A 22,179-nucleotide genomic window follows, 5' to 3' on the forward strand; every position below is an offset into this window, starting at 1 on the left:
GGCGAAAACGCTGGCATTCCATCATCTTTGATCAAACCATCAGATACTGGCGTGAAGAGAGAGGCAAGGATGATAGCTCGGTCTTCCGGTGTCGCAGCCTCTTGCTTGACCAGTGTAAGACTTGACCAGTGCGAGATAGGTGTGAACCATCGCCACTAAGTGACCCGAATGTATCCGCTTGCTTCCTTGCGAAGCGCGCAAAGTCCGAGAAGGATCGAAAGCTCTTTTCGACAGCAAACCGGTGCAATCACAGTTTCACAGCCGCTCCCAATGCTTGAAATAATCAACCCATTCCCGGCAGTTTGAACCCTGCCGGCAGGCCCAGGCCGCCCTGCATCTTCTGCATTTCCTCGTTCGAGGCGCGGTCGGCCTTGTCGCGGGTGTCGTTGAAGGCGGCGGTGATCAGGTCTTCCAGGATCTGCTTGTCATCGGGCACCATCAGGCTGTCATCGATGGATACGCCCAGGATGCGGCCCTTGGCGGTGGCGCGGATTTTCACCAGTCCGCCGCCGGACTGGCCTTCAACCTGAATCGAATCCAGCGTCACCTGCATGTCGTTCATCTGCTTCTGGATGTTTTCGGCTGCGGCTTGCGCGGCCTTCATCATTTCTTCCATTGATTCCATTGGTCTTCTCTCAGTTGAGGGCCTCAGGCCCTTCTGCTCCAGTTTCTGTCGCCCACCGGCGCATCGTCTTCGTCAACGATCTGCGCGCCGGGGAAAATTCGCAATGTCGATTGCACCAGCGGGTGGCTGGCGATGCGGGCGCGTTCGGCCTCGCTCGCGGCCTCATCCCGCTCACGCAGGCTTGCCAGGCTCTCACCCGATCCGCGCGAGACCTCCCACCGCTCACCCGTTGTCTTGTGCAGGGCGTCGCGCAGTTCCGGTTCAAACTGCTCTTCGAATTCGGGCGGAGTGGTGAACACCAGCCGGCCCTGGCGCAGCTCTGTCACGCGCACCCAGTCATACATGATCTGGGCCACGCGCAGGTGTCCGGCCTGCTCTACACGGTCGCACAGGATCGACCATTCCAGCTGGGCATCGGGGATGCTGGCGGAAGGCGCGGACGTGCCATCGGCAAGCGCGGAAGTGCCAGCGCCGGGGGCGGCCAATCCGGTAACCGCCGCATCCTTGAGGATTTTGGCCAGCTTGCCGGGATCGGGCAGGTCCGCAGCATGCAGCACGCGCAGCAGCGCCATTTGCGCCGCCACCAGCGGATCGGGCGCGCCGCGCACCTCGTCATAACCCTTGAGCAGCAATTGCCACAGGCGGTGGACCTGACCTGCGGTAAGCCTTGCCGCCCAGCCGCCGATATCCTGCCGCTCCTCCTCCGAAACGCCGTCAGCTTCGCCTTCGCCCACTTGCGTCACGGTGATGCGGTGCGTCAGTTCCATCATCGACCGCATCAGCGCCAGCGGCTCCACGCCGAGCGAATATTGCTGCTCCACATCGGCCAGCAAGGCTTGCGGATTGCCGTCCAGAATGGCGCCGAACAGCCGCCTTTGCGCGCCCTTGTCCGCCAGGCCGAGCATATCGTGCACCAGCGCGGCGGTGACGCGGCCTTCGCTGCCCATGTCGGCATGGGCAATCGCCTGATCGAGGATGGAGAGCCCGTCGCGGCTGGACCCTTCGGCCGCCGAAGCGATGATGGAGAGCGCCTCCGGCTCCGCCTGCACGCCTTCCTTCTCGCAGATTTCGGCGAACTGCTTTTCCAGCAGCGGACGGGTGATGCGCCGCAGGTCAAACCGCTGCGTGCGGCTGAGCACGGTGACCGGCAATTTATCCACTTCGGTGGTGGCGAAGAGGAATTTCACATGTGCGGGCGGTTCCTCAAGTGTCTTGAGCAAGGCATTGAAAGCATTGCGCGACAGCATGTGAACTTCGTCGATAATATAGATCTTGTAGCGCGCGCTGACCGCCGCGTAGCGCACCGCTTCGATGATCTCGCGCACATCGTCCACGCCCGTGTGGCTGGCCGCATCCATTTCGATCACATCCATATGCCGGCCCTCGGCAATGGCCACGCACGGCTCACACACGCCGCATGGATCGATGGTGGGGCCGCCCTGCCCGTCTGGCCCGACGCAGTTGAGCGCCTTGGCGATCAGCCGCGCGGTGGAGGTCTTGCCCACTCCGCGCACGCCGGTCATCAGAAAGGCATGCGCCAGCCGCTCGCGTGCAATGGCATTGGCCAGCGTGCGCACCATCGGTTCCTGCCCGATCAGTTCACTGAATGTCTGCGGGCGATATTTGCGCGCCAATACGCGGTAGGGCTGCGTGGCTGCGGGCGCTGGCGCCTTGGCCGCAGGAGCGGGAGCTGGTGCTGGTGGTGGTCCTGATGCCGGTCCTGATGCCGGTCCTGATGCTGGCGCAGCAGGCTCTTCCACAGCTTTCTCGGCAGTCGGCTCCGGCCGGGCAGCTTCAGGCTCCCCGAACAGGGCGGATTGGCCCGCGGCCTCTAGCTCGGCAGCGCTTGGCTTGACCTCTTCCTGCTCACCCTCCCACGGAGGCGTGTCCGAATTTTCCGGTGAATCACCCATGCCTGATTAGGTAGGCGCTCGCAGAGCGAATGTCATGCCGCAGCCGATGGAGCGCCGCAAAATATGGGTAAAAAGGAGCCGAGCGACCCGCTGCCATCTACCTTGGCTGCTTCCTTCCGGACCTGACCAGGTAGGCAGACGCGAACGTCCACCCGACTCCCGGGCGGGCATATGGCTTTGCTTTGGAGAAATTGCAACCTGCACGCGCTTTCACGGTGCGCGATGGGTGCCTTACCTGAAATTGTCGGCGTAGGCCTGCAGCTTCAGTGTCTTTGGCGGCACGGTGTGGACGCGCGCGGAAATGCCGTATTTGTCGGCATAGGCCTGCGCAGCTTCGCACGTGGGGAATTTCAGCTGCACCTGCTGCTGCGTATCGCCGCTGCCTGCCCAGCCCATCAGCGGATCAGCCTTCTTCGCTTCCGCCGGGACGAAATCGAGCACCCATTGATCGGTCAGAGCCTTGCCGCTCTGCATGGCGTTCTTGGGGCGTTTGTAGATACGAGCCTGCATGCAGCGTCCTTTGTTGCGAATCGTCGGCGAAATCAAGAGCGGTTGAACGCGTTCTTCGTCTTCAGGCTGGGCTTTTCGGTCCACGGTTCATCGGGCCAGCGATGTTTGGGATATCGGCCCTTCATGTCCTTGCGCACATCATCCCAGCTTCCGCGCCAGAAACCGGGCAGGTCACGGGTGGACTGGATGGGCCGTCCACCGGGGCTGGTCAGCTTGAGCAGCAGCGGCGTGGTGCCGATCATCGGAGTGCTGTCCAGCCCGAACACGGCCTGCACCCGTACCTCCACGCTGGGCGCATCATCGGCGGCATAATCGATGGCATGGTGCGTGCCCGCCAGGCTGACGAATTCGCGCGGGGCGCGCTTGTCCAGCAACTGGCGTTCCTCCCATGACAGGCGCGCCAGCAGCGCATCCACCAGTTTGGCGCGCGGCAGATCCAGATCGCGGCGGCCATGCAGCAGCGGCGCCAGCCAGTCCTGCGCCTCCGAACCCAGCCGCTCCGGATCGAGCGCATCCAGACCGGCAAAGCGCGCACGGGCGATCAATTCACGGGGCAGCAGCGCGTCCAGTCGCTCCACCGCCTTGGCCAGCAGCAGCTGCGTCAATACCTGAGGATCGGGATGCGGATCGGGACCGCTGGCGAGTGTGATCGCGCCCAGCCGCCGCTCCAGCCGCGCCTCCACCCGCTGTTCGCCGTCGTTCCAGCGAGCGCTGTGCTGGCGGGCGATGCGGTGGCCCAGCCATTGCTCGATATCGGCAGTTTCCAGCGCCAGACCGGCAGTAATGCGCGCGGCCCTGGCCTTGCCCTGCGCATCGCCAATCGCCAGCCATTGCGCCGAAGCAAGCGGCGATGCAGGGTCGAGCATGTAACCACGCCCGCCCGCCGAAGCCCAGCTTTCGCCCGAGGCATCGCGGCGGCGCGCCAGATTGTCCGGCAGGGCCATGGCCAGCAAAATTCCGTGCGGCGGTGCGGCGCCCGGTTCCGCCTGCGCCAGCTTTTCGGCCCGTCTGGCCCAGCCGCCTGCCAGCTTGCGCGCGGCGTCTGCCCGGCCGGACCTGTCACCGTTCCAGCGTGCCAGCCGCTGCGCCAGATCTTCCCCGCGCCCGCCCAGCCCGCGCTCCTGCAACAGCAGCGCCAGCTTTGCCGCATCGCCCGCCGCACCGTGCCGCGCGCCGAACAGCACCATTGCCGCCTGCCACGGAGACATCGGCAGGCTGGCAATCTTGCGGCCGGTGTCGGTAATTCGCCCTGCATCGTCCAGCGCATCCAGCGCCCGCAACCGCTCACGCGCGGCGGCCATCGCGGGTGCAGGCGGGGGATCGAGCCACGGCAGGCTGGACGCGTCCTCCACCCCCCATTGCGCCAGTGCCAATGTCAGCGGCGCAAGATCAGTGGTGAGCATTTCCGGCGGATCGAAAGCCTCGCGTCCGGCATGGCCGCCCTCCTCCCACAGACGATAGGCCACGCCCGGCCCGGTGCGTGCCGCGCGCCCGGCCCTTTGCGCTGCCGAGGCCTGACTGGCGCGGGTGGTGATGAGGTGCGTCACGCCCGCCGCCACATCGAATTCGGCACGGCGCGAGAGGCCCGCATCAACCACCACCGATACGCCTTCCAGCGTGATCGACGTTTCGGCAATGCTGGTGGCGAGCACGATGCGGCGGCGGCCTTCGGGATCGCGGCGAATGGCGGCGCGCTGCATCTGCGGCTGCACCTGCCCATGCAGCGGCAGGATCGGCACATCCGTCAACCGTTCCGCCAGACGTTCGCGCACCCGCTCGATCTCGCCCACGCCGGGAAGGAAGGCGAGCACATCGCCCTGCTCCGCCCGCCAGGCAGCAAGGATGGCGGAGGTCATCGCGTCCTCCATGCGCTTTTCGGGGCTGGAGCCGAGCCATTCGATCCGCAGTGGAAAGGCCTTGCCCTCGCTCTCGATCACCGGCGCGCCCTCCCCCAGCAGGCTGGCGAAACGCGCGCCGTCAATGGTGGCGGACATCACGCAGATGCGCAGGTCTTCACGCAGCACCGCCTGACTTTCCAGCGCCAGCGCCAGGCCAAGGTCGCTGTCCAGATGCCGCTCATGCGCTTCATCGAACAACACGGCGGAAACGCCTGCCAGCTCCTGATCGGCGAGAATGCGGGCAACGAAAATCGCCTCAGTCACCACCAATATGCGCGTGGCGGCGGAGGTCTTGCTGTCGAGCCGGGTGAGATAGCCGACCTGCTGGCCTACAGGCTCGCCCAGATTTTCGGCAATGCGCTCTGCCGCAGCGCGAGCGGCCACGCGGCGCGGGCTGAGCAGGATGATCTGGCCGGTGCACCAGTCCTGATCCAGCAGAGCAGGCGCAACGGCGGTGGTCTTGCCCGCACCGGGCGGCGCAACCAGCACGGCGCCATTGCCGCTGCGCAAGGCAGCCAGCAAATCCGGCAGTACGGCATCAATGGGAAGGTTGGTCGGCACAGGCATGGCCTAATGCAAGTCGGCGGTGTCAGTAACCCCGGGCGACTGCAAATTGCGCCGCTTCGATCATCGCTGCCCGCGCCTTGCTGTCCGGGAAGATTGCCAGTGCATCGCAGGCGCGCTGGGCATAGAGGCGCGCGCGTTCGCGGGTGTCGGCAACGGCATTGTGGCTGTTGATCAGCTCCACCGCGCGCTCCAGATCGCTGTCTTCAATGGTGAAACCGGCGATGCAGTCCTGCCAGAAGCGGCGTTCCTCGTCATTGCCGCGCGCATAGGCCAGGATCACCGGCAAGGTCATCTTGCCCTCACGGAAATCGTCGCCGCGATCCTTGCCCATTTCCGCCGTGCCCGAATCGTAATCGATCGCATCGTCCACCAGCTGGAAGGCGATGCCAAGGTTGCGGCCATAATCATCGAGCGCGCATTCCTCCGCCTCGCTGCGTTCCGCAACCACGGCGGCGATGCGGCTGGCGGCAGCGAACAGAGCGGCGGTCTTGGCGCCGATGATGTGGAGGTAGCGCTCCTCACTGGTTTCGATCTTGCGCTGGGAGACCAGCTGATCGACCTCGCCCTGCGCGATGATGGCGCTGGCGCTGGAAAGGATTTTCAGCACTTTCAGGCTGCCGTCCTCAACCATCAGCTCAAACGCGCGGGAGAACAGGAAATCGCCCACCAGCACGGTGGCGGGATTGCCGTAAACGATGTTGGCGGCTTCCTTGCCGCGGCGCATTTCCGACCCGTCAACCACGTCATCATGCAGCAATGTGGCGGTGTGAATGAACTCTACCGCCGCCGCCAGCTTGTGGTGACGCGTGCCCTGGTATCCGATCACCTCTGCCCCGGCGATCGTGAGCATGGGCCGCATGCGCTTGCCGCCGCCGGAGATCAGGTGGCCTGCAAGTGCCGGAATCAAGGGGATTTCGCTCTGCATACGGTCCAGGATCACCTGGTTGACCGAATTCATTGCCGTGGCCGTAAGCGACAATATGGGCGCAAGGGTCGGGCGGTCATTTTTACCACCGCGAATGATGGGGACGACATTGGCGCTCATTGCGAGGCTCACATGAGGGAGCACGCGGGTGTTGGCAAGCGCGCAATTGCTGCTAGCAAGACATACATGGCATCACGATCCCCCCAACCGCAACCGGATGGACCGGCAGAACCGACTATGCAGGACCCGCATACAGACCCCGTGCTGAGCAGCTTTCGCAAGAGCATCGACAATATCGATGCCGCGCTAATCCATATGCTGGCGGAGCGTTTTCGCATTACGCAGGCCGTGGGCGAGTACAAGGCGAAGACCAGAATGGCCCCCGCCGACCCGGAGCGCGAGCGCTTGCAGGTGCAGCGCCTGCGCGCGCTGGCGGAAGAGGCCGACCTTGATCCGGAATTCAGCGAAAAGTTCATTCGCTTCGTGATCGATGAGGTGATCCGCCATCACAATATTGCGCGGGGAAGCTGAAATCGCGATTTTCCGCGCAGTGAAATTTGGTAGCGGACTGACCGGTGCGCTGACGATCAGGCCCGCGGCAGGATAAGCTTTACCAGCAGGCCGCCAAGATCTTCGCTTTCACCCAGTTCCACGCTGCCGCCGTAAATCCCGGCCACATCGCGCACGATCGCAAGACCAAGGCCAGTGCCCGGCTTTTCGGTATCCAGCCTTGCGCCGCGGGTGAACAAGTCACCGCGCTTGGCTGCCGGAATACCTTCCCCGTCGTCTTCGATCCAGATGGTGCACAGCTCGGCTTCCGGATCGGCATCCACGGTCACGAACACGCTGCCGCCGCCATATTTGGCCGCATTTTCGATCAGATTGCCGAGCAATTCTTCCAGATCCTGCTTCTCGATCGCCACCTCGGCCGCAGCTGAGCCGGCGATGTCAAAGCGCGCGTGGGGATAGAGCCGCGATACGGCGCGTTCCACCGCCTCTGCGCTGGCCAGCACGTTGGTACGCGAAAGGCCAATGGCGCGGCGACCCACGGCGCGGGCGCGGGCCAGGTGGTGATCGACCTGTCGGCGCATGGTGGCCGCTTCGCGCAGCACCGTCTGGTCCAGATCGGCAGAATGGGCGCTGGCGGCATTGGTGAGCACGGTCAGCGGGGTTTTCAGCGCATGGGCCAGATTGCCCGCATGGGTGCGCGCTTCCTCCGCCTGCCTGTCCGAATGGGCCAGCAGCGCGTTCAATTCCTCCACCATCGGCTGCACTTCCAGCGGCAGCGGATCGGTCACGCGGTTGGTGCCGGTGGTGCGGATGCGGGCAATCGCCCGGCGGATGCGGCGCAGCGGGCCAAGGCCGTACCAGGTCTGCAACATCGCCATCAGGAACAGGCCGATGCCCAGCACGGCGAACGACCAGCCAAGGATGGACCGCACTTCGGAAATCTGGGCATCCAGCTCCGCGCGGCTGCCGCCGACCACGAATTGCCACTGCTTCTCGCTGCCCGGCAGGCGCACGCTGCGCTGGACGATCCGCACCCGTTCGTCCGGCTCCTTGACGATGTCGTAGTAGATAGGCTCTTCCGCGATCACGTCGTCACGAATGTCGAGCGTTGAATCCCACAGCGAGCGGGAATTGTCCGTCACCAGCGAACCGGAGGTGAAATCTTCCCGGCCCTCGGCACTGATTTGCCAGTAAAAGCCGCTGTTCGGTTCCAGAAAGCGCTGATCGCCCAGACCGCGATTGAGACGCACGTCACCGAGCGGATCAATCTCCGACGAGACGATCAGAGCCGTCAATGACAGCTCAAGCTGATCATCGAACTGGCCCCGGATCAGGTTGGAAATCGCCCGGTCCAGCGCAAATCCGCCCACCGCCAGCAGGATCAATATCCAGCCGGCCGCGATCAGCAGCATGCGCCGTGAAATACTGCCCGTGTGCGGCGGAGGCCCGCCGCCAGCGATAGCGGCATCGCCCGCAGGAGCGGTGCTGGTCGCTACCGGAGCGATACCATCACCCGCGCGACTGATCGGCGGGGTCGTCGAGGCTGTAACCGAGGCCACGGATGGTGGTTATCACATTGGCACCCAGCTTCTTGCGAATACGGGTGACGAAAACCTCGATCGTGTTCGAATCGCGGTCAAAATCCTGATCGTAGATGTGCTCGATCAGTTCGGTGCGGCTGACGACCTTGCCCTTGTGGTGCATCAGATAGCTCAGCAGCTTGTATTCCTGCGCGGTCAGCTTGACCGGTTCACCAGCACGGGTGACGCGGCCAGAGCGCGTATCGAGCCGGACATCGCCAGCCGTCAGCTCGCTGGAGGCATTGCCCGAGGCACGGCGGATCAGCGCGCGCAGGCGGGCGATCAGTTCTTCGGTCTGGAACGGCTTGGCCAGATAGTCATCGGCGCCGGCATCAAGCCCGGCCACCTTGTCCGACCAGCTGTCACGCGCGGTCAGCACAAGCACGGGGAAATTGCGCTTTTCCTTGCGCCACATGCCCAGCACGGTCAGCCCGTCAATCTCGGGCAGGCCCAGATCGAGCACGACCGCGTCATATTCCTCGGTCGAGCCGAGAAAATGGCCGTCCTCACCATCGGTGGAAAGGTCCACGGCATAGCCGTTCTGTTCAAGTGTGTTCTTGAGCTGCTGGCCCAGAGTCGGTTCATCCTCAACAATCAGGATGCGCATCAAAATTTCCCCTGCATAAATCTGTTCGCCAAAATGGTCTTTTGCGAACAACGCGTCAACCGATCCGACAGTTTCCGAAAATCAGCGCGAGACGCGCAAGATGCGAGCGGTGCGGGCGTCAACATCGACCCAGATCACCTGCCCTCCCCGAATGAACTTCAGGCGATAGGCCTGGGCGGTGGGATCATACTCAAAGCCGATATACTCATCGCCATCCATGCGCGGAATGATCCGTCGCTCGATCTCGCGAATGGGCATGGTGCGCCCGGCCTGCATCTGCTCACGCGCGCTGGCCTGATCGCTGCGGGGCGGCTGCTGCGCAAGCACGGGCGTAGCAGCAAGTGAGCCTGCAAGCATTGCCACAGCGGCAAAAGGGGCGAGAATCCGGCGCATGATGGGTTATTGCCTAGTCACGAGCCATTGAACAAGAAGTGAATGTTGCACGCGGCTTACAGAAAGCTTCGCTGTGTGACATTTCCTCCATCCGGCCATTTCTCTCCCCGCCCGCAATCACGATGTCATCTCATATTTCACCGTGATGGTGACGCCGGACTGCACCTGCCCCGGGCGAACCGGGGTGGAGGCAAAGGATTGTTCCTGCACATCGGCGGTGCGCAGCATCGGCTGCGGGCCTGCCTGCACGATGGTTTCACTGATCTCCAGCAGGCGGACATCGCCATAACCAGACCTGTGTGCATAGGCGCGCGCACGTTCGCGGGCGGTTTCGATGGCGGCGGCGCGGGCCTGCTCTCGTGCAGCAGCGGGATCGTCGATGGTCCAGCTGATACCGCCAAGATCGGTCGCACCAGCAGCCACCAGCGCGTCGAGCACGGCACCCGTCTCATCGATATCGCGCAGCGTCACGTTCACCTGATTGGATACGCGGTAGCCACGAAACACCTGCTGGCGGCTCTCCTGGTCATAATCATATTCGGCATTCAGATTGATGCCACTGGTCTGGATATCATCCCTCTCCACGCCCAATGCCTCGATCTGGTCGATCACGCGGCTCATCTGCCGGGCATTGAGGCGCATCGCCTCCACTGCGGTTTGCGCCTGCGTGGTCACGCCTGCGCTGAGATTGGCGATATCGGGATCGCTGGCGACATTTTCGGTCACCGACAGTTCGATCACCGGCCCGGTGGCCTGGATCTGCACCTGCGCAGCTGTGGCGGCGATCGGCAGCGACAGCGCGCTGGCGGCGGTCAGCGAGGCGGCAAGCGATATGGCGAAACGGTTCATCTCAAATCTCCGGTTTTCATTGGCGCGGAACTACTGATGCGAGACTTACGAGCGACTGAACCATCCTGTTCCTTGCCAGCAAGGTTTCGCCCGCCTACCTGCCGCGCATTATGGCAGAACCACCAATCCTCTCCTGGGAAGGCCTGGGCTTGCAGCAAGGTGGCGGCTGGCTGTTCGGCGGACCCGATACAGACGGGCTGGACCTGCATGTCGGCCCGCGTGACCGGCTGGCGCTGATCGGCCGCAATGGCGCGGGCAAGACCACGCTGCTGCGCCTGATCATGGGCCAGATCGAAGCCGATCGCGGGATTCGCAAGGTCAAGGCCAACACCAGTCTGGTGATGCTGGATCAGGAGCCCGATTTTCGCGGTTTCGCCACGCTGATGGATTTTGCCCTGGCCGGCAAGGACGCCCCCGCCCGGCACGAGGTGGAGAGCATTGCCGGGCAACTGGGCATAGACATGGACACGCAGGCACAGGGCGCTTCGGGCGGTGAACGGCGCCGCGCCGCGCTGGCCCGCGCGCTGGCGCTGGGGCCGGACCTGCTGCTGCTGGACGAGCCGACCAACCACCTCGACCTGGCGGCGATTGACTGGCTGGAGAGCTGGCTGGAGCGCTACAAGGGCGCCTTCATCGTGATCAGCCATGACCGCACCTTCCTCAAGCGGCTGACCCGCGCGACGATCTGGCTGGACCGCGGAATCCTGCGCCGCAAGGAAGTGGGCTTTGGCGGCTATGAGGCGTGGGAAGAGCAGGTCTATGCCGAAGAAGCGCGCGATACGCACCGCATGGACACCAAGCTGAAGCAGGAAGCGCGCTGGCTGGAACGCGGCGTCACCGCGCGGCGCAAGCGCAATCAGGGCCGGCTGGAGAAGCTGTGGCAGATGCGCGCCCAGCGTGCCGCGCTGATCACGCCGGGCGGCACAGCCAAGCTGAAGCTGGGCAATGACGCCGATTTCAAGAGCAAGTCCGTGATCGTGGCGGAGGAGATCACCAAGTCTTACGGGGACCGCACGATCATCAAGCCGTTCAGCCTGCGCATCCAGCGCGGCGACCGGATCGGCATCGTGGGCGCCAATGGCGCGGGCAAGACCACCTTGCTCAAGATGCTCACCGGCGAGATCGAACCTGACAGCGGCAAGGTCACCCACGCCAACACTTTGTCCGGCGTGACGATAGACCAGCAACGCAGCCTGCTCAGCCCGGACAAGACCGTGCGCGACGTGCTGGCCGAAGGCGGCGACTGGATCGACGTGCGCGGGGAGCGCAAGCACATTCAGGCCTATCTCAAGGATTTCCTGTTCGATCCTTCGCTGGTGGATGCCAGGATCGGCACATTCTCCGGCGGTGAGCGGTCACGCCTGCTGCTGGCGCGGGAATTTTCCCGCACCTCCAACCTGCTGGTGCTGGATGAGCCGACCAATGACCTGGACCTGGAAACGCTCGACCTGCTGCAGGAAGTGATTGCCGACTATGAAGGCACTGTGCTGCTGGTCAGCCACGATCGCGATTTCCTCGACCGCACTGTCACGGTAACGCTTGGCCTGGATGGCAGCGGCGATGTGGATATTGTTGCGGGCGGGTATGAGGACTGGCAGGCCCAGCGCGCCCAACGCGCGAACTCTCCGGCCAGAAAGTCCGTCCGGGAGCCGACCAAAGAGCCTGCTGCCGCGCCCCCTCCCCCCAAATCCACCAAGCTGAGCTACAAGGACCAGCGCGATTACGAGCTGCTTCCGGCGCGCGTGGAGGAGCTGGAAGGCATGATCGCCAAGGGTGAAGCCGCGCTTGCCGACCCCGATCTGTATTCAGCCGATCCCGGCAGATTTGCCCGCATCAGCGCGGCGCTGGAAAAGGCGCGGGAGGAAAAGGACGCAGCCGAAATGCGCTGGCTGGAGCTGGCCGAACAGGTCGAGGGTTGAGGTCCTTGGTAAATTAATCCAGCGGTAACCATGTCTGGCAACGACGATTTGACCATCGCGGTGCCACAAGCTGACTTATGGGCCTTGCTGCTCCCCTTGATAATGGCGATCTGACTGGCCTTTCGGCCTCGGCAGGCTCGCGTCCGCCAATGGCGGATGATGGCTTTGGCAGCCTGATCACGCTTGGCCCGCGCAAGTTCAAGAAAAAGCCCGTCCTCACGCTCGACCCCGAAGAGCTGGAGAAGGCGCACCTGCAATTCCAGCTGGATGGCGCACAGATCATGGGCGAGGACGCCCCGCTTGAACGCGCGCCCGTGCCCGTGCTCGGCCTTGCGCCAATCGATGCGGAAGAAGCCGAACATCTCATCGGTGCTGACGACGACGAAGAGCTGGACGAATCCGACCTGCCACCCCTGCCCGAGCTGCTGGCAGACCCGGACCGCCTGTCGGGACTGGCCGAAGAGCAGGACGACAAGGAGGCTGGCCTTGTCGCCGCGCCTGCGCCGTCAAAGCCGCGCGCAGGCATAGACATGGTCGCGCTTCGCCTCGCGGCGAGCCTTGCCGAACAGGAAGAGGTTGCCGAAGACGAAGTGCCTGACGATGCAACGCCCATTCTGGCTGTCCCAAGCGCCGAGCATGGCGACGAGCCTGTGCCGGCCACCGAAAACTTTGTCGCCGATCAGCCGGTTCGCGAACAACCGCAGACTGCATCGCCAGCAGTTGACGCAGCGCCTGACGCGCCTGCTCAAAAGCGCAAGACCACCATCGAAACCGCAACGGAAAGCTGGGATCTGCCCTTTGCCCGGCTGACCGGCAATCCCCCGCCCCCAGAAGACGAATTGCTGCTGGCCGAGATGTTCGAATGGGAAGATCAGGACGCAGATTGGCCTGAAACGCCCGAAGCGCCCGAAACGGAACAAGCAGCGGAGGCCGAAACCGACCTCGCACCTGCCGAGCACAACCACATTCGCGCGATGCTGATCCACGGCGAATTCGAACCGCCATACGATCAGGAACCGCATTCATCCGGCCTGCTGTCCCTGATCGCACGCGCGTGGCGCTGGCTGACCGCCCGCTTCTGAGGCCCGCTCAGCCGATGCGGTAAAAGTCCGCCACCCGGTCCAGCGCCAGTTTCAGTACCAGCTTGCCGCTGCGCGCGGGCCAACTCAGCGCCTTTTCGGCGGTCGGCAAGGTCTCGCCGGCACACACCACGCGCCACAGAATATCCTCCAGCCCCTTGCCCGCCTGCGCCAGTGCGCCATCAAAACGCTGGCGCGCGGCCAGCTGGCGCTCTGACTGGGTGAGGCCCTGATCGCCGGTGCCTTTGATCCGCACCGGGTCCCAGCGCATCGTGACATTGGGGCCAAGCTGCGCGCGCTCATAATCGCTGCGCAGGCGCTCGCCCGCTTCGAAAAGGCGGTCTTCCAGATGGCCATGCGCATGCAGCCAGCCAAGCGGGGACTCGGCCAGGTTCACCGTCACGCTGCGCCTGTGCCGCCCCACTCCCGCGCTGCGCCGTGGTCCGACACTCGTCAGCTCGCGCTCAACCAATTCTCTGTGCATGTGCGAATCACCCCTTCTTGTGTGGGAGACCCCTTGCCAAATGGCACTATTTGTAGGAAAGAAAAAACCAATATGGTTATTATGGGAGCCGTCCGGTGATCAATCGCATTCGCGACATTCGCAAGCAAAAGGGCATGACGCTGGCCGAAGTGGCCGCTGCCTGCGATCCGCCGACCACGGCGCAGACCATAGGACGGCTTGAAACCGGCACGCGCAATCTGTCACTCGTGTGGATGAACCGGATCGGTGCGGCACTGGGCGTCGACCCTGAATTGCTGGTCAAGGGTGAGGACACCTCCAACCCGCAGATCATCGCCCGCCTGACCGATCAGGGAGCCGAGGGCCTCACCCGCCCCCGCGATGCCATCCTGCCGACCGATCTCAACGATGGCGAGGCGCTGGTGTGCCTTTCCATAGAGGCCCCGCAAGGCGAATATCGCAGCGGCGACCAATTATGGATGCGGCAGTTGCGGCCCGAAGATGCCGCCAGCATCATCAACCGCGATGTGCTGGCGCCGCGCAGCGGTGGCCGCTTTGCCTTTGGCCGGCTGATTGACCGACAGGGAACCATGGTCGGTCTGCTTCCGCCAGGGATCGGCCAGCGCCAGATCGTGATCGACAAGCCCGCCTGGCTTGCCGTGGCGGAAATGCTGGTGCGCAAGCTGTAGGGACCAGTCCAATGAAGCGCGTCCTGTCCATCGCCACGCTCTATCCCAACGCGCATCAGCCGCGTTTCGGGACTTTCGTCGCACGGCAGATGGAAGCTCTGGCCGCGCGCGATGACTGGGACGTGCACGTGATCAACCCGATCGGCATCCCTCCCCTGGCGGTGGGCCGCTATGCCCGCCTGGCGCAGGCAGCGGTCAGCGGCACCGAGCATGGGGTGACCGTGCACCGCCCGCGCTTCACCCTGATCCCCGCCGTGGGTGGCCCGTTCAATCCGGCCATGATCGTCAAAGCCGTGCTTCCGCTTGCACGGCAGCTGCATGCGCTGGAGCCGTTTGACGTGGTGGACGCGCAGTTCTTCTATCCCGACGGCCCCGCCGCCGCGGCCATCGCGCAGGAGCTGGGCCTGCCCCTGTCGATCAAGGCGCGGGGGGCGGATATTTCGCTGTGGGGGCACAAGGCCTACGCGCTCAGGAAAATGCAACATGCCGCAGCGCAGGCAGCAGGCCTGCTCGCCGTCAGCGCGGCATTGAAGCAGGATATGGTGGGGCTGGGTTTCGCCGGTGACAAGATCACCGTGCATTATACCGGGCTCGACCATTCGCAGTTCCGCCCGCTGGGCCGCAAACGCAGCCGCGCGCGGCTGGCGAAGGAACTCTCCGTTCCGCTGGATGGAAAGCTGCTGGCCACGGTCGGCGCGCTGATTCCGCGCAAGGGCCAGCATTTCGTGATTGAGGCGCTCGCCCTGCTTCCCGGTACGCGCCTCGTGATCGCCGGGACCGGACCAGACAAGGCGATGCTTCAGTATCTGGCGCGCGAAAAAGACCTTTCCTCTCGCGTGCATTTTCTCGGCTCGCTCGATCATGCCAGCCTGCCGGTGGTGCTCAGCGCCGCCGATGCGATGGTCCTGCCCTCTGCCAGCGAAGGCCTGGCCAACGCCTGGGTCGAGGCGCTTGCCTGCGGCACGCCGCTGGTCATCACCGATGCCGGCGGCGCGCGCGAGCTGGTGACATCGCCTGCGGCCGGGCAAATCGTGAGCCGCGATACCGCCGCCATTGCCGGCGGCATTCGCCAGGTGCTGGATGCGGGCCTGCCCCCCGATGCAGTGGCGCAATGCGGCGCCCGCTTCAGCTGGGAAGCGAATGCTGAGGCGCTGGCAGATTACTACGAGAAGCTGACCGCAGCTTCCTAGACCTCCAAACCTAAACCTCTCCGCGGGCCTTTCGGTCCTGGGCATCGGCAACGCTTTCCTGCGGCACGAAGCTGTCCGAACTGACACCCAGCCAGATCAGGATCGGGGCAGCCATATAGACCGAGCTGTAGGTACCCACGAAAATGCCCAGCGTGATCGCTGCGGTCAGGCCAAACAGGCTGGCCGGGCCGAAGAACAACAGCGGGATCAGCGCCAGCAGCAGCGTCAGCGAAGTCATCACCGTGCGCGCCAGCGTCTCATTCACCGACAGGTCGAGCAGTTCGGGCAGCGGCATCTTGCGATATTTCTTCAGGTTCTCACGAATGCGGTCATAGACCACGATCGTATCGTTCAGCGAATAGCCGATAATGGCCAGGATGGCGGCGATGATCTGCAGGCTGAATTCCAGCTGGAAAAGGGCAAACATGCCCAATGTCAGCGACACGTCGTGGAACAGTGCGAACAGTGCACCGACACCGAACTGCCATTCAAACCGTACCCAGATATACAGCGAGATCGCCAGCATGGCCGCCAGCAGCGCGTAAAGCGCAGTGGAGCGGAATTCGCCCGCGACCTTGCCCGAAACCGTATCATTGCCGTCCTGGCGGACATTGTCGTAACTGTTCTCGATCGAGGCGATCACCTGATTGCCGATCTCAGTCGCGGCACCGGGAACACCCTCGGCTTCAGCGGGCAGGCGAACACGGATGGACACCTGATTGTCCGCGCCAAAGCGCTGGATCACCGGATCGCCATAGCCAAGCTGGCCCACCTGCTCGCGCAGTGCGGGAATCGGCGCTTCGGTCTGCCCCTCAAACGTCAGGCGCACTTCCTGCCCGCCGGCGAAATCCACGCCGTAATTCAGGCCATTGGTGAACACCACCGCCCAGCTGGCCAGGATCAGCAGCACGCTGACCGCGTAAAAAGGCACGCGGAACTTGAGGAACTTGATGTTGGTATCGTCAGGGACGAGTTTGATCAGTCGCATGGTCTTCTCTCCCCTCAAAGATGCAGATCGGTCGGCCGCGCCTTGCGCAGCCAGCCTGCCACCCACATGCGGGTGAGCGTTACGGCGGTGAAGACGCTGGTGAACAGGCCGATGATCAGCACCACGGCAAAGCCGCGTACCGGGCCGGAGCCGAACAGAAACAGCAGCACGCCAGCGATGAAGTTGGTGATGTTGGCGTCATAAATCGCGCGGCTGGCTTCCTTGTAGCCATTCTCTACCGCTGCGACGACCCGCCTGCCCTTCTTGCGCTCTTCCCTGATGCGTTCGTTGATCAGCACGTTGGCGTCCACCGCCGCGCCGATGGTGAGCACAAAGCCAGCAATACCGGGCAGCGTCAGCGTGGTGGTGAGCACCGCCATCAGGCCCAGGATCATCAGCACGTTGAGCACCAGTGCCGCCGTGGCATATACGCCAAAGCGGCCATAGGCGAAGATCATCAGCAGCACGACCAGCAGCGAACCAATGCCCATGGCGAGCAGGCCGCGCTTGATCGAATCCGCACCCAGGTCAGGTCCGACGGTGCGCTCCTCGATCACGGTCAGATCGACCGGCAGAGCGCCTGAGCGCAGCGAAATCGCCAGCTGGTTGGCCTTCTCCACAGTAAAGCCGCCGGAAATCTGCGAGGTCGGGCTCAGGATCGGCTCATTGATGCTGGGAGCGGAAATCACTTCACCATCGAGGATGATGGCAAAGCGCTGCCCGACATTCTCCGTCGTGATGCGTGCCCAGCGGGCTGCCGCCTGCGCATCGAAAGTAATCTGCACAATCGGTTCATTGGTGCGCGAATCGAAGCTTTGCAGGGCGTTGGTGAGCGAGTCTCCGCGAATGCCGCCGAGCCGCTTCACCGCGATTTGCGTGCCCGCATAATCGCTGTCGGGTGCGCCCGGAATCAGCTCGCTGCCCGGATTGGCAATGCCTTGTTCGATGTCGGTCGGCAGGGCCTGCGTATCGAGCATCTTGAATTCAAGCTTGGCCGTCTGCCCCAGCAATTCCTTCAGCTCATTGGGATCCTGCAGGCCAGGAACCTGCACCACGATACGCGTATCGCTCTGGCGCAGGATGGTCGGCTCACGCGTGCCGAGACTGTCAATCCGGCGGCGGACGACTTCGGTTGCGCTGTCCATCGCCTGATTGATCGCCAGTTCCAGACCGGCTTCGGTCTGCGTCAGGACCATGCGGTTGCCGTCGACCACCTGGATCGTCCAGTCGCGCTGGCCGGTCAGGCCTGCACCCTGCGTCAGCGGCTCTATCAGATCGCGCGCGGCATCAACCTGGGCGGGATCTTCCAGCATGAAGGCGAGACGGTTGTTGGCGGTGGAAATATCGCCGATCTGGATGCGCTGATCTGCGTCTTCCAGCGCATTGCGAACAGCCTCCTCCATGGTTTCCAGCCGCTGGCGGCCAACCTGGCCGGGTTCAGCCTCAAGCAGGATATGGCTGCCACCTGCAAGATCGAGGCCCAGATTGACCATCGGATCAGGCAGGCTGTCAGGCCATTTCAGCGATGTTGTGGAAACCAGTGAAGGCAGCGCAGCCAGGGCCACCAGCAGAGTGATGCCCCAGAGGAAAATCTTCTTCCAGCGTGGAAAATCGAGCATGGCTCGTCAGGTCCGATCGATCAGTCGTTAGCGGGCTTGCCGCCGGGCGGCACGATGTCTCCGATGGTGGCCTTGACCACCTTTACCTTCACGCCCTGCGCAATCTCGACATCGACATAATCGTCATCGACCCGCACCACCTTGCCCACGATACCGCCGGAAGTAACGACCTGGTCGTTCTTCTTGACGCTGGATATCTTGGCAGCGTGTTCCTTCTGCCGCTTCATCTGCGGACGGATGATCAGGAACCAGAAAATGGCAATCATGCCGATGATCGGAATGAAGCCTATAATCCCCTGGCCTGCAGAGGCGCCACCGGCGGCGAGAAAATCGAGCATAGCAATTGCCTATCAGGAACATGAAAGCGTTGAGCGATGTAAATGGCGGCAGGGGACAAGCATTCAAGCCCCCAATGCCATGTGGGCGCTGCGCCTAGCAGCAATGTTTAACAAGGGCAATCGACCCGCTTGCCATCCGCCAGACAGCTGCCTATAGGCGCGCTCTCCACTGGAACGGGACGTAGCGCAGCCTGGTAGCGCATCACACTGGGGGTGTGGGGGTCGCAGGTTCGAATCCTGTCGTCCCGACCAGTGGAGTTTTCCCCAAAACCCGTTTCCGCAGCCGCCCGTGTGCCCCGCCCTGAAGCCGGGGTTCAGGGCCAGGGTTCAGGGCCGAAGTTCAGGGCCAGGGTTCAGGAACGCGCGTCGAAGGCAAACTCCAGCGCGACATTGGCACCCACATTGGCTGCATTGGATCCGGTTCCCACCGAAAAGCTATTGCGGTCGATCGTGCCGCGCCCTGTCACAGAGCGGCTGGAGCCTGTTCCGGACAGCGTGAAAGTGATCGCCTGCGGCCTGCTCACGCCCTTCAGCGTCAGCGTTCCGTCAGCCTGATAGCGATTGCCCTCCACACGCCGAACCGACGTGGAGCGCCATGTTGCGGTGGGAAACGCCGTGGCGGACAGAAAATCCTCACCCTTCAGCATCTGGTCCTGCGTGGCATCGCCCAGGGTCGCACTGCCCAGCTGGATGCGCATGGCAATATTGGCGCTTTGCGGATGATCGGGATCAAAGGCGATGTCGCCGCTCCAGCTGGCGAATGATCCGCGCAAGGTGGTGCCGCTATTATCAACGGTAAAGCGCAGCGATCCGCCCGGCTGGATCGTCCATTTCGGCGGCGGACCGGCTGTTGCCGGTACTGCTGCGACAACCTCTTCAGGCTCCTCGGCAACTTCCGAGGCATCTTCCTCACCAGCTTCGACCGCATCTTCGGCTGGTACGGCTTCTTCATCGGCCAATGGCCCATCTGCGGTCAGATCGGCGGCATCCGCTTCCATCGCCTGCTCTGCTGCTGCATCCTGCGGCGGCGTTCCGCGCGCGCTGACGAACACCAGTGCAAATATGGCCAGTGCAGCCACCAGCAGGCCCAGGACGAGCTTGCTGGACCCGCCCGGGGCCATGCGTTGCAACAGGCGGTCATGCAGCAGGAAATGATGCCTGAGCGCGCCGGCGACATGCAGGACGAACAGGCCAATGCCGATGAAGGCGATGATCTCATGCACTTCTTCGGCCGCTTCGTTGATAGAACCCGGCAAGGGCAGATGCGGCAGGGGGATCACGCCAAACAGCAAGGTGGGCACATCGATCGGCGCGGTCGACACAAGCGCCCAGCCCGTCAGCGGGGCAAGGATCATGACGAGATAGAAACCGACATGCACCGCCGAGGCGAGAAAACCGTTGATGCCGCGTTCCAGCTTCGCCGGGCGAGAATGGGTCAGCCGCCAGCCAAGCCGCAGCATTGTCAGGGCAAGGATGGTGATGCCGATGCTCTTGTGCAGCTGGTAAAGTGCAAATCCGCTGGCATCACGCGGCATGGACATGCCCAGCGCGACCTCTCCCGCCAACGCCAGGGCGATCAGCCAATGCAACAGGATTGCGACCTTGCTGTAACGTTCCGTGCTGTTTGAAATCACTTTTACTGATCCCTGTTACTGGGCCGCACTTCCATACACTGAAAGGCTGGCCGACTGCTGATCCTGCCTGTGTCTACGCATGTCAGGTGTTTACGCGTGTCAGGAATTACCCAGCTCGCGTTCTTCTTCCAAGATCGTTTCTGCCTCTGCGATCATGTGACTGATCACGCGGGATACCACCGCAATATCGGCCGGGTCGATCCCCTTCAGCAATCTGGCGTCCCGACTGACAGCACGTTCAACCATGCGGCCATACAGTTCCCTGCCCTTGTCCGTCATGTCGATTTCGATCTCTGGTCCGCCCGGTTTGCGGGTGCGGGTCAACAGGCCGCGTTCGACCATGCCTTTGACCGCACGGCTCAGCTGGCCGCAATCGAGGATCAGCAGTTCGGCAAGTCCATTGAGCGAAAGCGGGGCATGTTGACCAAGATTGCTCATGATCCGCCACTGAACTTCGGACAGATCGAAGTTGCGCTTCTGCCCGATCAGACTGCCACGACGCAGCAAATTGAACAGGATGACCATGCGAATGCTGACCAGATCAGCCACTGGCGATTTCTTGCGGCTGGAATCAATGCGCGCTTCTGCTTCGGGCATTCTTTCCACTGCGATCTCACATTCCTGTTCTGCTCTTTCGACTGGCTATAAGGTCAATCCGCTTCAAAGAAAGAGCGTTTCGCCATCCTCATTGACGGGATTGCGATCGTTTTGCGAGCACTGAAACTCAATCAGCGCGCCGTGACGATCACGCCGATAGCGGGCCACAACCTCATAAGGCTCGGCAAAGGCCAGCGGATCTTCCATCCGCATTTCATTGACCAGAACATCGGGGTCATCGGGGGAGAGATGGATTCTTTCGATCAGGCGGAACTGGTCGGAATGGCGGCCACCCTCGCCCACTTCCAGACTGTCCAGAATGCCGATTGTATCCACCACCAGCGTATCCCCTTCCCAGTGACCGATCGAATGGCCGTGGAAGGTCGGATCGACATATTCGGGGTGTTCGCGGCCATCGGTCCAGATGGTGCGGGTCTGCATCCAGGCTTCCTGGTTGATCGTGACCCGGCCCGGGGTGAACAGGAATTCATACGGGTATTGCGCCAGCCGCATGATCCGCGGAAGTCCCGGCGGGCTGCAATTTGAACGGTCGCGCTGCTCCACGCCATCATTGGCCAGGACATCTGCGCGCCATTGCTCGCGCAATTGCTCATACTCGCCCTTCAGCACGGGCTGGTTGCCGGCACCATCGCTGGGATCGGGGCGTTGCAGGAACCAGATACCGCCCCAATCGGGCAGCGAATCCAGCTGGGCATATTTGCCCTTGGCAAAACCGGCGCTCTGGCTCGCTTCGATGCCATCTGGCACGGGTGAGCTGATTGCTGCGCCCAATTGCGCCTGTGCGGCGCCGCTTGCGGCAAGCACTGCCAGTCCAATGGCCGTTGCCAGGCCACGCTTAATTGTCATGCTGTTCGTCCCCTCCACGAAACGCGATACCTCAGTCTTCTACTGTTCCCAGCGTGGAACCATCGGGCAGGCGTATGCCGGAATAGCTTCCGCCCCGGGCGCCATTGCGCAAAGGATGGACGTAAAGCTGGACCCTGTCACCCTGCCGCACCGACGTTCTGGTCCAGCCTTCCTGTACCAGATTGTTGGGGCTCGTCATCTCTATCGACCAGACTTCGACCTCGCCGCCCACCGGAACTTCCACCCGGATGAAGGCGTGCGGGTTCTGCCAGCGGAACTGCGTGACCTTGGCTTCAAGCACCACGGTCTTGGTCATATCGAACATGGAATAGCTGTGATGAGCCGTTGCGGGCAGTGCCAGCGACATGGCGGCTGCGGCAGCAAAAAGCCCCAGCGTGTGTAGTCTCTTCATAACCGTG

The 22,179-nt window shown here is 63.0% G+C and carries 22 protein-coding genes, 1 tRNA gene and 1 other RNA gene; 6 read left to right on the forward strand and 18 right to left on the reverse strand.

All coding sequences use genetic code 11. From position 1 onward, the window contains the following. Nucleotides 1-283: 283 nt before the first annotated feature. The 6 genes from ABDZ98_RS11880 to ABDZ98_RS11905 form a co-directional block, all read right to left on the reverse strand. Nucleotides 284-625 (reverse strand): YbaB/EbfC family nucleoid-associated protein, encoded by a 342-nt coding sequence (locus ABDZ98_RS11880; RefSeq protein WP_343808157.1) that lies wholly within the window; start codon nucleotides 623-625, stop codon nucleotides 284-286. A 23-nt stretch (nucleotides 626-648) separates the two neighbouring features. Then, complete coding sequence (locus ABDZ98_RS11885; protein ID WP_343808160.1) at nucleotides 649-2,538, reverse strand: DNA polymerase III subunit gamma/tau; 1,890 nt, start codon at nucleotides 2,536-2,538, stop codon at nucleotides 649-651. Between the two features lie 68 nt (nucleotides 2,539-2,606). Continuing rightward, nucleotides 2,607-2,701: signal recognition particle sRNA small type (gene ffs, locus ABDZ98_RS11890), an RNA gene on the reverse strand. A 68-nt stretch (nucleotides 2,702-2,769) separates the two neighbouring features. Next, nucleotides 2,770-3,048, reverse strand: a complete 279-nt coding sequence (locus ABDZ98_RS11895) for an ETC complex I subunit (RefSeq protein ID WP_343808163.1) — start codon at nucleotides 3,046-3,048, stop codon at nucleotides 2,770-2,772. A 32-nt stretch (nucleotides 3,049-3,080) separates the two neighbouring features. Continuing rightward, complete coding sequence (gene hrpB / locus ABDZ98_RS11900) at nucleotides 3,081-5,513, reverse strand: ATP-dependent helicase HrpB (RefSeq protein WP_343808166.1); 2,433 nt, start codon at nucleotides 5,511-5,513, stop codon at nucleotides 3,081-3,083. A 22-nt stretch (nucleotides 5,514-5,535) separates the two neighbouring features. After that, a complete protein-coding gene (locus ABDZ98_RS11905; RefSeq protein WP_343808169.1) occupies nucleotides 5,536-6,558 on the reverse strand; it encodes a polyprenyl synthetase family protein in 1,023 nt (340 codons plus the stop codon). 117 nt (nucleotides 6,559-6,675) lie between these two features. On the opposite strand from ABDZ98_RS11905, the gene ABDZ98_RS11910 reads away from it, so the two are divergent. After that, nucleotides 6,676-6,969: a chorismate mutase gene (locus tag ABDZ98_RS11910; protein ID WP_343808172.1), complete on the forward strand. Its 294-nt coding sequence runs from the start codon at nucleotides 6,676-6,678 to the stop codon at nucleotides 6,967-6,969. Nucleotides 6,970-7,025: 56 nt separating this feature from the next. Here ABDZ98_RS11910 and ABDZ98_RS11915 read toward each other — a convergent pair whose 3' ends face one another. The 4 genes from ABDZ98_RS11915 to ABDZ98_RS11930 all read right to left on the reverse strand — a co-directional run bounded on the left by ABDZ98_RS11915 (nucleotide 7,026) and on the right by ABDZ98_RS11930 (nucleotide 10,377). After that, nucleotides 7,026-8,507, reverse strand: coding sequence for a sensor histidine kinase (locus ABDZ98_RS11915; protein ID WP_425543041.1), 1,482 nt, complete (start codon nucleotides 8,505-8,507; stop codon nucleotides 7,026-7,028). After that, nucleotides 8,458-9,135: a response regulator transcription factor gene (locus ABDZ98_RS11920; RefSeq protein ID WP_343808175.1), complete on the reverse strand. Its 678-nt coding sequence runs from the start codon at nucleotides 9,133-9,135 to the stop codon at nucleotides 8,458-8,460. Before ABDZ98_RS11920 ends, ABDZ98_RS11915 begins: the two co-directional genes overlap by 50 nt. Before the next feature lie 81 nt (nucleotides 9,136-9,216). After that, the gene (locus tag ABDZ98_RS11925) at nucleotides 9,217-9,492 is read right to left on the reverse strand and encodes a hypothetical protein (protein WP_343808178.1); all 276 of its coding nucleotides are present in this window, start codon (nucleotides 9,490-9,492) and stop codon (nucleotides 9,217-9,219) included. A 153-nt stretch (nucleotides 9,493-9,645) separates the two neighbouring features. After that, nucleotides 9,646-10,377 (reverse strand): SIMPL domain-containing protein, encoded by a 732-nt coding sequence (locus ABDZ98_RS11930; protein ID WP_343808181.1) that lies wholly within the window; start codon nucleotides 10,375-10,377, stop codon nucleotides 9,646-9,648. Nucleotides 10,378-10,487: 110 nt separating this feature from the next. Here ABDZ98_RS11930 and ABDZ98_RS11935 point away from each other — a divergent pair, with 110 nt between their 5' ends. Continuing rightward, nucleotides 10,488-12,296 (forward strand): ABC-F family ATP-binding cassette domain-containing protein, encoded by a 1,809-nt coding sequence (locus tag ABDZ98_RS11935; protein WP_343808183.1) that lies wholly within the window; start codon nucleotides 10,488-10,490, stop codon nucleotides 12,294-12,296. 149 nt (nucleotides 12,297-12,445) lie between these two features. Next, entirely contained in the window at nucleotides 12,446-13,378 is a 933-nt protein-coding gene (locus tag ABDZ98_RS11940; protein ID WP_343808186.1) for a hypothetical protein, read from the forward strand. Nucleotides 13,379-13,385: 7 nt separating this feature from the next. On the opposite strand, the gene ABDZ98_RS11945 is transcribed toward ABDZ98_RS11940, so the two are convergent. Next, nucleotides 13,386-13,859 (reverse strand): DUF6456 domain-containing protein, encoded by a 474-nt coding sequence (locus tag ABDZ98_RS11945; protein ID WP_343808189.1) that lies wholly within the window; start codon nucleotides 13,857-13,859, stop codon nucleotides 13,386-13,388. Nucleotides 13,860-13,954: 95 nt separating this feature from the next. Between ABDZ98_RS11945 and ABDZ98_RS11950 the strand changes: the two genes are divergently transcribed. Beyond that, on the forward strand, nucleotides 13,955-14,527 hold the full coding sequence (locus ABDZ98_RS11950; RefSeq protein ID WP_343808192.1) for a helix-turn-helix domain-containing protein: 573 nt from the start codon (nucleotides 13,955-13,957) through the stop codon (nucleotides 14,525-14,527). Between the two features lie 11 nt (nucleotides 14,528-14,538). Continuing rightward, on the forward strand, nucleotides 14,539-15,717 hold the full coding sequence (locus tag ABDZ98_RS11955; protein ID WP_343808195.1) for a glycosyltransferase: 1,179 nt from the start codon (nucleotides 14,539-14,541) through the stop codon (nucleotides 15,715-15,717). A gap of 10 nt (nucleotides 15,718-15,727) precedes the next feature. Here the strand turns inward: ABDZ98_RS11955 and secF are convergent, their stop codons facing one another. From secF to yajC, 3 genes are read right to left on the reverse strand one after another with little or no spacing between them, the layout of a single operon-like run. Next, a complete protein-coding gene (gene secF / locus ABDZ98_RS11960; protein WP_343808197.1) occupies nucleotides 15,728-16,705 on the reverse strand; it encodes a protein translocase subunit SecF in 978 nt (325 codons plus the stop codon). A 14-nt stretch (nucleotides 16,706-16,719) separates the two neighbouring features. Beyond that, the gene (gene secD / locus ABDZ98_RS11965) at nucleotides 16,720-18,324 is read right to left on the reverse strand and encodes a protein translocase subunit SecD (RefSeq protein ID WP_343808200.1); all 1,605 of its coding nucleotides are present in this window, start codon (nucleotides 18,322-18,324) and stop codon (nucleotides 16,720-16,722) included. Between the two features lie 20 nt (nucleotides 18,325-18,344). Continuing rightward, nucleotides 18,345-18,662 (reverse strand): preprotein translocase subunit YajC, encoded by a 318-nt coding sequence (yajC, locus tag ABDZ98_RS11970; protein WP_343808203.1) that lies wholly within the window; start codon nucleotides 18,660-18,662, stop codon nucleotides 18,345-18,347. Between the two features lie 175 nt (nucleotides 18,663-18,837). Here yajC and ABDZ98_RS11975 point away from each other — a divergent pair. After that, nucleotides 18,838-18,914 (forward strand) — tRNA-Pro (locus ABDZ98_RS11975). Between the two features lie 101 nt (nucleotides 18,915-19,015). On the opposite strand, the gene ABDZ98_RS11980 is transcribed toward ABDZ98_RS11975, so the two are convergent. The 4 genes from ABDZ98_RS11980 to ABDZ98_RS11995 form a co-directional block, all read right to left on the reverse strand. Beyond that, nucleotides 19,016-20,296 (reverse strand): cytochrome b/b6 domain-containing protein, encoded by a 1,281-nt coding sequence (locus tag ABDZ98_RS11980; protein ID WP_343808206.1) that lies wholly within the window; start codon nucleotides 20,294-20,296, stop codon nucleotides 19,016-19,018. Between the two features lie 99 nt (nucleotides 20,297-20,395). Beyond that, nucleotides 20,396-20,893 (reverse strand): MarR family winged helix-turn-helix transcriptional regulator, encoded by a 498-nt coding sequence (locus tag ABDZ98_RS11985; protein WP_343808209.1) that lies wholly within the window; start codon nucleotides 20,891-20,893, stop codon nucleotides 20,396-20,398. Nucleotides 20,894-20,956: 63 nt separating this feature from the next. Further along, nucleotides 20,957-21,760 (reverse strand): hypothetical protein, encoded by an 804-nt coding sequence (locus ABDZ98_RS11990; protein ID WP_343808213.1) that lies wholly within the window; start codon nucleotides 21,758-21,760, stop codon nucleotides 20,957-20,959. Nucleotides 21,761-21,791: 31 nt separating this feature from the next. Further along, nucleotides 21,792-22,172, reverse strand: a complete 381-nt coding sequence (locus ABDZ98_RS11995; protein ID WP_343808216.1) for a DUF6152 family protein — start codon at nucleotides 22,170-22,172, stop codon at nucleotides 21,792-21,794. Nucleotides 22,173-22,179 lie beyond the last annotated feature (7 nt).

Source organism: Alteraurantiacibacter aestuarii (assembly GCF_039523595.1).
GTDB classification, from domain to species: domain Bacteria; phylum Pseudomonadota; class Alphaproteobacteria; order Sphingomonadales; family Sphingomonadaceae; genus Alteraurantiacibacter; species Alteraurantiacibacter aestuarii.